This is a genomic window from Beijerinckia sp. 28-YEA-48 (genome assembly GCF_900104955.1).
GTDB lineage: Bacteria > Pseudomonadota > Alphaproteobacteria > Rhizobiales > Beijerinckiaceae > Terripilifer.
Window position 1 is genome coordinate 2,595,684 of the sequence record NZ_FNSI01000001.1, and the last position, 12,595, is coordinate 2,608,278.

A 12,595-nucleotide genomic window follows, 5' to 3' on the forward strand; every position below is an offset into this window, starting at 1 on the left:
TCCCACCGACTCTCGTGCAATTCACGGATCGTTAAGGCTAACGGTTTGGTGATTTGCCGCCCTCAGAGCCGATTGATCAACGGATTGCTCCTGAGCCGCTGCGTCGCCAGCTCGACGAAGGTTCTGACCTTCGCTGTGACCTTGCGGCCTTCCGGATGCACCACATGGATGGGCAAGGGTTCTTCTTCATCATCGGTGAGGACAGCAACGAGCTTGCCTTCGGCGATCAGCGGCGCGACCTGGTAGGACATCACCCGCGTCAAACCCCAGCCTCGAACGGCCGCTTCGATCGCGGCATCATTGGTATTGCACAACAGGCGCGGGGCGATGCGCACGCTTGTCTTCTGCTCTTGGCCGAAACGCCATTCCGACGAGGACCAGGCGCTGTTGGTGCCAATCAGCCGATGCGCCGGCAGATCGGCCGGGGTCCGCGGGGTGCCAAAGCGGCGGAAATAATCGGGCGAACCGCAGACCACACGCCGTACTGTTCCCACCCGCGAGGCCATCAGATTCGACATCGGCAAGTGGCCGATGCGGATGGCGACATCGATCCCCTCTTCGAGCAAATTCGTCACGCGATCGACAAGGAAGGTTTGCGCGGTCACACCGGCATGAAGATCGAGATAATCCATCACGACAGGCAGCACGTAGATGCGCCCGAAGAGCGCCGGCGCGGAGATCGTCAATGTGCCGCTCGGCGTCGCGAACGATCCGGCCGCGGCCGCCTCCGCCTCCTGCACGTCGGCCAGGATGCGGTGACAATCCTCCAGATAACGCGCCCCCGCCTCGGTCAGCGTCACGGTGCGCGTCGTGCGGACGAAGAGACGCGTGCCGATCAGCTCTTCCAGGCTGGTCACGGCGCGCGTTACCGCCGGCGGGCTGACGTGCAGCTCCCGGGCGGCCCGCGCGAAGCTGCCGGTGTCGGCGACCCTGGCGAAGAGGCGCATGGCCTGAAAGCGATCCATAGCCTGGCTTTTATTCCTAAAAATGAAATAATGAATTACATAATACGATAATTCAACGATCATTTGGAATAATCTAGAGGTCCTGTCCTCAGCGGTTTCAACAAGAGGCAGCGCTATGAAGCTCTACCACCACCCCTTATCCGGCCATTCGCACCGGGCGCGGCTGTTCTGCACCTTGGCCGACATCCCGCTCGAGCTGGTCGAGCTCGATGTCCTTAAGGGCGCCCACAAGTCGGCCGACTATCTGAAGCTCAATCGCTTCGGGCAGGTTCCCCTGCTCGACGACGGTGGCGTGCTGATCCCCGATTCCAACGCCATCATGGTCTATCTCGCCAAGAAATTCGGCCGCAGCGATTGGTTGCCCGAAGAGGCCATTGGCGCGGCTGCGGTGCAGCGCTGGCTGTCGGTTGCCGCAGGGCAGATCGCCTTTGGTCCGGCGGCGGCACGGCTCGTCACGGTCTTCGGCGCGAAGTTCAATGCTGAGGAAGTGGTGCAGCGCGCCCATGGGATCCTGCGTCTTCTCGATGCGGAACTGCAGGCGCGCGACTGGCTCGCGGCCGCGCGGCCGACCATCGCCGATATCGCGCTCTACAGCTATGTCGCCCGCGCGCCGGAGGGCAATGTTGATCTTTCGCCCTATGGCCATGTCGCGGGTTGGCTGGAGCGGATCGAAGCTCTTCCCGGCTTTGTCCCGTTCCAGGAAACCGCTATCGGCCTTGCCGCCGTGCGTTGATGAGTATGTCGTCATGACTGATCTGGTCGAAACATCGCCGTTTCATTGGGGCGAGATCATGCTGCAGCGGCGGATTGGCTCCGCTGAACGGATCGGCGCCATCGGCAGCAAAGTCGTGCGTTCCTTCATGCCCGATCAGCATCGCGACTTCTTTGCGCAATTGCCGTTCGTCCTTGTCGGCGCGGTGGATCAAGCGGGCGATGCCTGGGCGAGCCTCGCCGCCGGCAAGCCCGGCTTCATGACCTCGCCCGATCCGACATCGCTGGAGATCCGCGCCGCCCGCGACGCGGAGGATCCCGCCGATGGCGGCCTGGAAGATGGCGATAGCGTCGGTCTGCTCGGCATCGAGCTGCACACGCGTCGGCGCAACCGTCTGAATGGCCGGCTCCGGCGCGCCAATGACAGCGGCTTTGTGCTCGAGGTCGAGCACAGTTTCGGCAACTGTCCAAAATATATTCAGCTGCGCGATTTCGAGAGCGTGTCACCCGGCACGAGACCGCCGCCTGTGTGGCTGCAAGGTCTCGACGCGCGGGCGCGCCAGATGATCGCCTCCGCCGATACATTCTTCGTGGCAAGCTACGCCGACAGAGAGGACGGGCACCGGCAGGTAGACGTTTCACACCGGGGTGGTAAGCCGGGTTTCGTGCGCATCGACGAGAACGATCGCCTGACCATTCCCGATTTTCTCGGCAATCACTATTTCAACACGCTCGGCAATATTGTCGCCAATGGCAAAGCTGGCTTGCTGTTTCCCGATTTCGACACGGGGGACCTGTTGCAGCTGACGGGAGACGCAAGAGTCGAACTCGATGCCAACGCCGAGGCGACCTTTCAGGGCAGCGAACATATCTGGACGTTCACGCCGCGCCGCATGGTTTATCGCGCGAAGGCTGCCGGATTGCGATGGCATGCACGTGCGGACGGGCAATCGCCATTCAATGCGACCACCGGCGTGTGGAACGCCTAGCGGAGTAGAAGAAGCTTAAAGCCAGATCTGCGCCGCATCGGCACCGGCGCGATAAGTGCCCACCGTCTGCACCGTGTTGCGATTGACCAGCGGACGGCCATACATCGGATGGGTCATGCTGCGCACTTCGTGGTCGATGGTAAATACGGTGCGGCCGCTATCGAGATCGACGATGTTCTCGAAGCGATATTGCTGGCGATTGCTCTCTTCTGAAATCAGATCGCGCTCCCACAGCCTCTCGTAAGGCCCGGAAAAATCCGCCACGTAAATCTGGATGTGATGCGGCTGGCAGACGACCGTCTCGGCATCGCTCTCGCGAAAGATCAGCGCCTGGCCGGGGCCGCAGGCAATGCGCAGGAAAGCCCCCTCCCCATCGGCATCCATGCGATGGCGCGCGCCGATCATCTCGCTATAGAAACGTCCGATCGCCGCCAGCGATCCCAGCGGCACTTCGAACTCCACATAGGCCATCCCCGAAGCCATCTGGCCGAAACGCTGCGGATCGGGCGTATGGCAGCGGGCGCGATTGCCCCAGGGGCAGTTGAGCTCGATGGCATCATTGGTGGCATGCCAGGAGAAGCGCGTGCCGGCCAGGTGGGGACCGACCTTCTGCAATCGCTCAACCAGCCCGGCGCGATCGGGCACAACGAGGCCAGCCACCGTGCGTGGTGCGTAAGCCGCTTCACCTGTCGGCAGATGAAACTGGCTCTGGCCGACATTGACCCACATATTGTCGACGCCGGTCATCAGATAAGGATCACGCGTGAGCCCGAGGCCGGTGACGTAATAGAGCGTCGCCAGCCGCTGGTCTGGCACGCGCAGGTTGATGTGGCCGATATCGATGATATTGCCGAGGTCTTCGCCGGCGCGGTCGACCCTTTTCCTGTCCATCACCAGCTCCCTACATTCTCTCTTCGTTGAGACGAGGCTAGCCTCGCCGCGCGGCGCGAGCAATGCCTTTGGTCTCAGCGCCTCGAACCGCCCGATGATGGCCTGACCCCGATGATCATGGAAACGAGATAGCCATCGCTGTCTTCCTTCACGTTGGCGAGAGACGCGGAGCCAGCGGAACGCGCGATAAAATCACGTGCGTTGAGCGTATCGCGCGCCAGCTTCCGGCCCGCGTAAGGCGGCTTGTTCTTGTAAATGACGTCGCTCACCGCATCGGGAAAGAAAATCTGCCCGGTCAGAACGCTGGTGGGATTGATAAAAGCTTTGAAGTGAATGTGGGTCGTGCGCCCCGGATACCAGCCGGGATAGATGGATTTGAAGTCGACAACGCCACGCTCATCGGCCATCTGCGTCCCACGCAGATAGGTTGCGCCCTTGGTATTGATGGGATGCGCGCGATCATCGCCCTGCCCCGGGTAGTTCGAATAGAGGCCCAGGGCATCGCAATGCCAGATGTCCATTCGGGCCCCCGGCAAAGGTTTGCAGGCCTGGTCGACCATCTGCAGACGCACGGTGACCGGCACACCCGGCCGCCCTTCCGTGATGTCGGATCGCACCAGTTTGGGGTCGAAATAATACGGCCCTTCCGTTGATGCCGGCGTCATGACGCAGACATCGGCATGAGGCAGGAGCTGCGTGGCCCCTGCGGCTGCTTGGGCGAAAGCATCTCGCGGCATCATCATACCGCCAGCAGCGGTCACGACGAGCCGCTGGAGGATCTGCCTGCGGCTGGCATCTGTGCGAAACATTGCGCCTCCAAGACAACAGGAAGACCAACAGGAAGATATCGGTGGAAGAGTGCGCCCCTCCAGGCCCAGCCACCTTAAGGTCCCGCGCCGGGAAGTCAGCTGAAAAAACTGTAATGTCATGGCCGTACGACGACTTGCGCCCAAGGACAGCCATGAGAGGCCTGGCCACTAGTCCTCATCAAAATTTTTACAAATTCGCCTGGGGTTTCAGCATGATTGCAGGAAAGACCGGCAATCTGACGCATATTCGCGCAGCGCTTGCATTCAGTTTTTAAAGATTTCGAGTACACTGAGTGAGTCGTTAACAACCGAAAGGAGGTGATCCAGTGTCTCATTGTCAGTTATCGCAGTCGCCGGTTTCTGAGGCCTGGACTCTCGCTTATGCGGAGTTCTGCACCGCGTGAGCGGTGCTCGTGTCATGTCAGCTTAATGTGACGTGGGTCCAACCGGCCGCGGTCGCGACAATGGAAGGGCCATCGAAAGATGGCCCTTCTTGTTTGAAGATACCTGCTTGTTTCAAGGTCTGCATTGTTTCAAGAGAGCAAGGTCAGGCAACCGAAGCTTCGGCGACATAAGGTTGCGCCAGTAGGGCTTTGTCACCGGCCACGGTGGTGCGGTGCAGGACGCGCCGTTCGTTCTGCATGTCATATTCCATCGCCCGGTGCATGGTGCAGCGATTATCCCACATCACCAGGTCGCCCAGCCGCCATTGATGGCGATAGGTGAATTGCGGTTGCGTCGTGAAAGCCGTCAGCTCAGCAATCAGCGCCTTGCCCTTCGCCTCATCCATGCCTTCCACATAGGCGATGTGCGAGCCCAGCAGCAAAGCCTTTCGGCCATTCTCGAGCCTTCGCACAAGCGGCTGGCGCACGGGCGGCGTGGCCTTACGAACCGCTTCCGGCCGCGATGGCAGATTGTTGCGCCGACGTGTCTCCTCGAAATCATGGACGACGACAATATTGTCGATCTCGGCTTGCTTCGCCGCGGGCAAAGCGTCGTAAGCCTTGCCGGTGTGGGCGAACATGGTGTCGCCGCCGGCTTTGGGGATCTCGCGCGAGAACAACAGCGACGCCTTGCTCAGCACAGGACGGAAGGATGAATCCGTGTGCCAATCGCTGGTGCCAAGCCAGAAGGATTTATGGCCCGCATCGTCGATCGGCTTGATGCGATCGGTGTGCTTTTCGACATTGGAGACGCGCAACACCGTCTTGAAGCCATGGGCCTGATCCTTCGGATCGGGAAAATCCTCCAGCGGGCCAAACCATGCGCTGAAGGCAACCTGCTGCTCGTCGGAGAACGTCTGGCCGCGCAGAATGACGACGCCATGTTCCTCGAAGGCGTGGCTCCAGAGGCCGAATGTGTTTTCGTTCAAGGGTTGCGACAGATCGAGATCGACAATCTCAGCGCCAAAGCCCGTGGAAAACGGGCGCACCTGTGCTTGTGACATAGCGTATCCTCCCCATCCGCTTTTAGCATGAAATCATCCGCGATGGCATCAGCGGAGAAGGTGGGCAGCCAGGACACGCGTGGTGTTCGTCCCACGAATCACTTTAAAACAGCGATGGATTTGAGCACCGCCACTTTTACACGGCCGAACCGACGCCTCATGGACCGCTAATGGTTGCGGCAGAGCGACCCAGCCGGTTTTGCTCCCGATTTGAAGAGGGAACTTCACGATGAATTTCGAAACCTTGCGCCAACAAGCGTCGACGGCATTGCAGACCGCCCTGCAATGGCTGGTCAGCCCACAATTTTACGCGCAGATCGGCGCCATCATCGTCGCCCTCGCGATCGCTTATTTCGTCGCGCAGAAAGTCCGCTCGCGCTCCGGCCTGTTCTCGTCGGCACCAGACGACGGACCGATGCTGCGGCTGCGGCAATGGCTGTTCACCTGCCGTGATCTCCTCTTCCCCGTCTTCACGGTTCTGGCGCTCGCCATCGCGGCCGAACTGGTGCAATCGGCGGTCGGCGCGGCGTGGCTGGTGCGCATCGCCCAGGGCCTTGCGGTGGTCGGCGTTCTCTATACGGCGATCAATCGGTTCATCACCCATCCGATCATCAATTCACTGGCGCGGTGGATCGGCATTCCCATTGCCGCCCTCTATGTGTTCGGCGTTCTCGGCGCCGTCGTCGGCTATCTCGATTCCATTTCGCTCGAGGTCGGCAATATCCGTCTATCGGTTTACACAATGGCCAAGGCGCTGCTCGCCGCGGCCATTCTGTTCTGGCTCGGCCGCGCCTCCAACGATGCCGGCCAAAAGGTCATCCGCAAGCAGGAAGCCTTCGATATTCCGACGCGCGAACTGTTGGCGAAAGCCTTCCAGATCGCGCTGTTCCTGTTGATCTTCGTCCTGTTGCTGCAGGTTCTCGGGCTTGATCTCACGGCTCTCACCGTCTTCGGCGGCGCGCTCGGCGTCGGCCTCGGCTTTGGCATGCAGCAGATTTCGTCGAATTTCGTCTCCGGCATCATCCTTTTGATCGAACGCTCGATGAAGGTCGGCGATTATGTCGACCTTGGTGGCGATCGAGCCGGCGTGCTCCAGGAAATGAACATGCGTTCGAGCACGCTACGCACGAGCGATGGCCGCGACATTCTGGTGCCGAACGAGAAGTTCATCACCTCCGAATTCATCAACTGGACAAAGAGCGATCTGCATCACCGCTGCGAGATCAAATTCGCCATCGGCTATGATGTCGACATTCACCGCGTGCCGGCGATCGTCGAAGCGGCCGTCAAACAGCACCCACAGGTGCTGAACGCGCCCGCGCCGCCGACCTGTCGCTTGCTCAACTTCGGCGGCAACGTCAATTTCGCCGTCACTTATTGGGTGGCCGGGATCGACAGCTACAGCTCGCCGATCCAGTTCCTCATCTGGGACGCGCTGAAAAGCGCCGAGATCAAAATCCAGCCGTCGTGAGCGCTTATTCCTCAAACCGCTCCGACACGCCCACCGGCTTGCGCGGCGCAATCGAGGGATCATGGGCGCGCGCAGGCGCGCCGGAATCGCGGAAGCGGTTGACGATCGGATAGCGGCGATCGCGGCCGAAGTTCTTGCGCGTCACCTTCACGCCCGGCGCTGACTGGCGGCGCTTATATTCGGCGATGTAGAGCAGGCGCTCGACCTTCTTCACCGTTTCGAGATCGTGACCGCGCGCGACGATGTCGGACACCCGCATTTCCTTCTCGACCAGGCATTCCAGCACATCGTCGAGCACATCATATTCCGGCAGCGAGTCCTGGTCCTTCTGGTTCTCGCGCAGTTCAGCCGTCGGCGGCTTAACGATGATGTTGTTGGGGATGACTTCGCCATCCGGCCCCATGGCGCCTTCCGGCTTCCAGCGGTTGCGCAGGTGACACAGGCGGAACACCTGCATCTTGTAGAGATCCTTAATCGGATTAAAGCCGCCGTTCATGTCGCCATAGATGGTGGCATAGCCAACCGACATTTCCGACTTGTTGCCGGTGGTCACCAGCATCGAGCCGAACTTGTTCGACACCGACATCAGCAAGGTGCCACGGGCGCGCGACTGCAGGTTTTCTTCAGTCGTGTCGCGCGGCTTGCCTTGGAACAGCGGTTTCAAAACGCTCTCAAGCCCTTCGACCGCCGGTGCGATCGGCAGAATGTCGTAGCGCACGCCCAACGCACTGGCGCAGCCCTGCGCATCCGACAGCGACTCATTGGAGGTGAAGCGATAGGGCAGCATGATGCAGTGAACGCGCTCAGGCCCCAGCGCATCGACGGCGAGCGCGGCGCAGATCGCCGAATCGATGCCCCCCGACAGGCCCATGACGACGCCGGGAAAGCGGTTCTTGTTCACATAGTCGCGCAGGCCCACCACGCAGGCGGTGTAGTCGGCCTCATCGCCTTCCGGCACGAGCGCGCGCTCACCCGGCAGGCAATGCCAGCCTTTTGGGCCACGCTCCCAGATCGACACGGTGAGATCCTCGCGGAAGGCCGGCATCTGGAAGGCCAGTGAACGATCGGCGTTCAGCGCGAAGGAGCCGCCGTCGAACACCAGTTCGTCCTGACCGCCGACCTGGTTGAGATAGAGCAGCGGCAGGCCGGATTCGGTGACGCGCGCCACCGCGATCCCCATGCGCTCCTCTTGCTTGCCGCGCCAATAGGGCGAGCCATTGGGCGAGAGCAGGATTTCAGCGCCGGTTTCCACCAGGCATTCGACGATATCGGCGCCCCAGATGTCCTCGCAGATCGGCACGCCCAAGCGCACGCCACGAAACACGATCGGTCCCGGCATCGGCCCCTGGGTGAAGACGCGCTTTTCGTCGAAAACGCCATAGTTGGGCAGATCGACCTTGAAGCGCACCGCCTCGATACGGCCGCCGTCGAGCAGTGCATAGGCGTTGTAGAGCCCGCCATTCTCGGCCCAGGGCAGACCGATCAGCACCGCCGGGCCGCCGTCGGCGGTCTCGCGCGCCAGATCCTCCAGGGTGGCGCGGCAGGCCTCTTGAAAGGCCGGCTTCAGCACCAGATCCTCGGGCGTATAGCCGGCGAGATAGAGTTCGGAGAACAGCACCAGGTCGGCGCCCTGGGCGCGGGCCTTGGTCCGGGCCTCGCGCACGCGGTCGGCATTGCCGCCGACGTCGCCAACGATACAATCGATCTGCGCCAGGGCGATCGCCAAACGGTCGGTTGGGCGATCGGCGGGGCGGGAGGAAGCTTTTGCGCTCATATCCGGCATGTAGCCCGCCGACGCAGCAGCGGCAATGCGGCGGGCGCATTTCGCCAAGAGCAAATCGCGTTTCGATAGAAACGCGATTTTGCCTAGGACCTTTGTTTTGACGCGTCTTTGTGGCGTTTGATGAACTCATCAAACTGCAAAACGCTATAATCACCCACACGCAGGTTCGTTTTCCGGGTTCGCTTTTTTCCTGTCGATCACGATATAGGGCTCTATGGCGCCTTTGCCCGGCCAATCGAGGAGCAACGCCCGTGACGCTTGCCACCAGACAGCCCAGCCCACCGCTCGTCGCCGCGCCGCCGGCGCAGACCGTGGTGGTCGGCGGCGCCGTGGTGCTGGCGGCAGCGTTGGGGCTGCATCTGGCGCTTGGCCAGGGCGCCCGCATGGCGCTGCTCTATCTCACCGGCATTCTGCTCGGCTTGGCGCTTTACTATGCCTCCTTCGGCTTCACCGCCGCTTTCCGGGTGATGATCTCCGACCGGCGCAGCGCCGGCATCCGGGCGCAGATGCTGATGTTCGCCCTCGCCTGCCTGTTGTTTTTCCCGGCGCTGGCAGCGGGAACGGTTTTCGGCCAGCCGGTGGGCGGTTTCGTTTTCGGCATTGGCCCCGGTGTCGTGCTGGGTTCCTTCATGTTCGGCATCGGCATGCAATTGGGCGGCGGCTGCGGCTCAGGCACTTTGTTCCCCACCGGCGGCGGCAATGCCCGCATGCTGCTGACCCTGATCTTCTTCATCGTCGGCTCGATGCTGGGCTTCGCGCATCTGCCATGGTGGGAAAGCCAGGCGAGCCTACCGGCGCTGTCACTGGTCAATCTGTTGGGCTGGGTACCGGCCCTGGCGCTCAATCTGGCGGTCTTCGCCGCCATCTACTTCGCCAGCCGTGCGTTGGAATTACGCCGGCACGGCAAGGTCCAGCCGATCAGTGGCTGGCGCGCGTCGGAAACACAGCGGCCCTTTCTGGCCCGGCACTGGCCGATGCTGGCCGGCGGCGTGGCCCTGGCGGTGCTGAACTTCGCCACTTTACTGCTCGCCGGGCGGCCCTGGGGCATAACCGCCGCCTTCCCGCTCTGGGGCGCCACCGCTTTACAGGCGCTTGGCATCGACGTGGCACAATGGCCGTCCTGGTCCGATCCATTCTATCGCGACTGGCTCGCCGCCGGCGTGCTCGGCGACGCGACCTCGGTGATGGACATCGGCCTGATGCTGGGGGCGGCGGCCGCCGCCGGCCTTTCCGGTGAGTTTCGCCCGACGTTGCGCATTCCGATTAGGCAGATCGCCGCCAGCATCATCGGTGGCCTGCTGATGGGCTATGGCGCGCGCATCGCCTATGGCTGCAACATTGGCGCTTATTTCGGCGGCATCGCCTCGGGCAGCCTGCACGGTTGGGCCTGGATCGTCTTCGCTTTGGCCGGCAATTGGCTGGGAACATGGCTGCGTCCCAGCTTCGGTATGGCCGTTGAGCGTACCGCGCCCGCCGCATCCTGCTGAAATCATTCCTGTCACGACAGGTGTTGCTAGGGAGCCACGGCAAGCTTCTCCTGCTGCTGTCAAACACTTGTGAACGGAAAATTTATTGCGTCACCGCCAAGGTAGGCGAGAATGGGGCGCGATTACGGCGATTCACAGTTGCGCCGCAACTCTTCGGGCTTTCGCCAATTGGCGGTCTCCGCCGGCTGGCATTGACGCGACCACCTAGATGCGACTTGCACTGAGGGAATGTCTAAATGACGAAAATTTTTTCCGCTGTCGCTGCTACAATTCTGAGCGCGGCGCTTTTTGCTCCTGGCGCCGTCCAAGCTCAGGAAACCCACGCTTCGTTCTTCTCGCAGATTTTCAATCCCGGCCCGTCCGGCGGCGACCGGCCGCAAGTCAGCGCCATCCCGCGTGAAGTCGTCTCCTTTACCGGCCAATATGCCCCCGGCACCATTCTGATCTCGACCAAGGAGCGCCGGCTCTATTACGTCATGCCGAATGGCCAGGCGATGCGCTACGGCGTCGGCGTCGGCCGTCCCGGCTTCGAATGGGGTGGCACCAAGGTCGTCTCGCAGAAGCGCGAGTGGCCGGATTGGACGCCGCCGTCGCAGATGCTGAAGCGTCGCCCCGATCTGCCCCGCCACATGAAGGGCGGCATCGACAATCCGCTCGGCGCCCGCGCCATGTATCTGGGCTCGTCGCTCTATCGCATCCACGGCTCGAACGAGCCGAACACGATCGGCCAGGCCGTTTCCTCGGGCTGCATTCGCATGACCAACGAGGACGTCGTCGACCTCTACGAGCGGGTGCGAGTCGGCACCCGGGTCGTTGTTGTGCGCTAACTGGATATAGCCCTCTAAAAAATAGACTGAAAAGCCGGGGTAACCTGGCTTTTTTGCTGTTTGACAGACCGTTATCCAAACACGACCTTCGTCGCCCTTCCGAATTGGACTAACGCTCTATATATGAAGGACATGGCGCACGACGCAGACCTAGCAATCGCTGCCAAGCCACAGCTGGCGGCCAAAGCGAAGGCCCCCCCTGCCCTGATCGATCCGTTCGGGCGGGCGGTGACCTATATCCGCGTGTCGGTGACCGACCGCTGCGATTTCCGCTGCGTCTATTGCATGTCGGAAGACATGACCTTCCTGCCCAAGCGCGACCTGCTGACGCTCGAGGAACTCGACCGGCTGTGCACGGCCTTTGTCGACAAGGGCACGCGCCGGATTCGCATCACCGGCGGCGAGCCTCTGGTGCGGCGGGGCATCATGACCCTATTCCAATCGCTGTCGCGCCATCTCGGCAGCGGCGCGCTCGACGAGATCACCGTCACCACCAACGGCTCGCAGCTCGCCCGCTATGCCAAGGAACTCGCCGCCTGTGGCGTGCGCCGGATCAATGTTTCGCTCGACACGCTCGATGCCGACAAATTCCGCCGCATCACCCGCTGGGGCGACCTCAAGAAAGTGCTTGAAGGCATCGATGCGGCCCAAGCCGCCGGCCTGCAGATAAAGCTCAACGCGGTGGCGCTGGCTGGCGTCAACGAAGACGAATTCGTGCCGATGATCCGCTGGGCCCATGGCCGCGGTATCGACATCACCTTCATCGAAGTGATGCCGCTCGGCGAGATCGAAGGCCAGCGCGCCGACCAATATCTGCCGCTGAGCAAAGTGCGCGCCGATCTGATGGACCATTTCACCCTGCAAGACAGCAGCTACCAGACCGGCGGCCCGGCACGCTATGTCACGGCGCAGGAGACCGGCGGGCGCATCGGCTTCATCACGCCGCTGACTCACAATTTCTGCGAAAGCTGCAATCGCGTCCGCCTCACCTGCACCGGCACGCTCTATATGTGCCTGGGCCAAGAAGACGCCGCCGATCTACGCAGCCCGTTGCGCGCCTCGGAATCCAACGACCTTCTGAACGCCGCCATCGATCGCGCCATTCTGCGCAAGCCCAAGGGCCACGATTTCATCATCGACCGTACCACCCGGCAACCGGCTGTCGGCCGGCATATGAGCGTCACGGGCGGCTGACGCAGCGTTAAAAAGCCCGGG

11 protein-coding genes are annotated in these 12,595 nt (G+C 61.8%); 6 read left to right on the top strand and 5 right to left on the bottom strand.

Annotation, left to right across the window (positions count from 1 at the left end):
- Positions 1–62: 62 nt before the first annotated feature.
- Entirely contained in the window at positions 63–965 is a 903-nt protein-coding gene (locus BLW50_RS12230; RefSeq protein WP_090702436.1) for a LysR family transcriptional regulator, read from the bottom strand.
- A 115-nt stretch (positions 966–1,080) separates the two neighbouring features.
- On the opposite strand from BLW50_RS12230, the gene BLW50_RS12235 reads away from it, so the two are divergent.
- Positions 1,081–1,698 (top strand): glutathione S-transferase family protein, encoded by a 618-nt coding sequence (locus tag BLW50_RS12235; RefSeq protein WP_090702440.1) that lies wholly within the window; start codon positions 1,081–1,083, stop codon positions 1,696–1,698.
- A 13-nt stretch (positions 1,699–1,711) separates the two neighbouring features.
- A complete protein-coding gene (locus tag BLW50_RS12240; RefSeq protein ID WP_090709040.1) occupies positions 1,712–2,665 on the top strand; it encodes a pyridoxamine 5'-phosphate oxidase family protein in 954 nt (317 codons plus the stop codon).
- 15 nt (positions 2,666–2,680) lie between these two features.
- Here the strand turns inward: BLW50_RS12240 and BLW50_RS12245 are convergent, their stop codons facing one another.
- From BLW50_RS12245 to BLW50_RS12255, 3 genes are all read right to left on the bottom strand, one after another.
- Entirely contained in the window at positions 2,681–3,556 is an 876-nt protein-coding gene (locus tag BLW50_RS12245; RefSeq protein ID WP_090702444.1) for a VOC family protein, read from the bottom strand.
- 74 nt (positions 3,557–3,630) lie between these two features.
- Positions 3,631–4,365, bottom strand: coding sequence for an intradiol ring-cleavage dioxygenase (locus BLW50_RS12250; RefSeq protein WP_090702447.1), 735 nt, complete (start codon positions 4,363–4,365; stop codon positions 3,631–3,633).
- Between the two features lie 547 nt (positions 4,366–4,912).
- On the bottom strand, positions 4,913–5,812 hold the full coding sequence (locus BLW50_RS12255; RefSeq protein ID WP_090702449.1) for a TauD/TfdA dioxygenase family protein: 900 nt from the start codon (positions 5,810–5,812) through the stop codon (positions 4,913–4,915).
- Between the two features lie 229 nt (positions 5,813–6,041).
- Here BLW50_RS12255 and BLW50_RS12260 point away from each other — a divergent pair, with 229 nt between their 5' ends.
- Positions 6,042–7,283 carry a mechanosensitive ion channel family protein gene (locus tag BLW50_RS12260; protein ID WP_090702452.1) on the top strand — a complete coding sequence of 414 codons (1,242 nt, stop codon included), beginning with the start codon at positions 6,042–6,044 and terminating at the stop codon, positions 7,281–7,283.
- Positions 7,284–7,287: 4 nt separating this feature from the next.
- Here the strand turns inward: BLW50_RS12260 and BLW50_RS12265 are convergent, their stop codons facing one another.
- On the bottom strand, positions 7,288–9,057 hold the full coding sequence (locus tag BLW50_RS12265; RefSeq protein ID WP_090709042.1) for an NAD+ synthase: 1,770 nt from the start codon (positions 9,055–9,057) through the stop codon (positions 7,288–7,290).
- Between the two features lie 260 nt (positions 9,058–9,317).
- Between BLW50_RS12265 and BLW50_RS12270 the strand changes: the two genes are divergently transcribed.
- The 3 genes from BLW50_RS12270 to moaA all read left to right on the top strand — a co-directional run bounded on the left by BLW50_RS12270 (position 9,318) and on the right by moaA (position 12,574).
- Complete coding sequence (locus BLW50_RS12270; protein ID WP_244544223.1) at positions 9,318–10,553, top strand: YeeE/YedE family protein; 1,236 nt, start codon at positions 9,318–9,320, stop codon at positions 10,551–10,553.
- Positions 10,554–10,789: 236 nt separating this feature from the next.
- Positions 10,790–11,380 carry a L,D-transpeptidase gene (locus BLW50_RS12275; RefSeq protein ID WP_090702455.1) on the top strand — a complete coding sequence of 197 codons (591 nt, stop codon included), beginning with the start codon at positions 10,790–10,792 and terminating at the stop codon, positions 11,378–11,380.
- Positions 11,381–11,512: 132 nt separating this feature from the next.
- Positions 11,513–12,574 carry a GTP 3',8-cyclase MoaA gene (moaA, locus tag BLW50_RS12280; protein WP_090709046.1) on the top strand — a complete coding sequence of 354 codons (1,062 nt, stop codon included), beginning with the start codon at positions 11,513–11,515 and terminating at the stop codon, positions 12,572–12,574.
- Positions 12,575–12,595 lie beyond the last annotated feature (21 nt).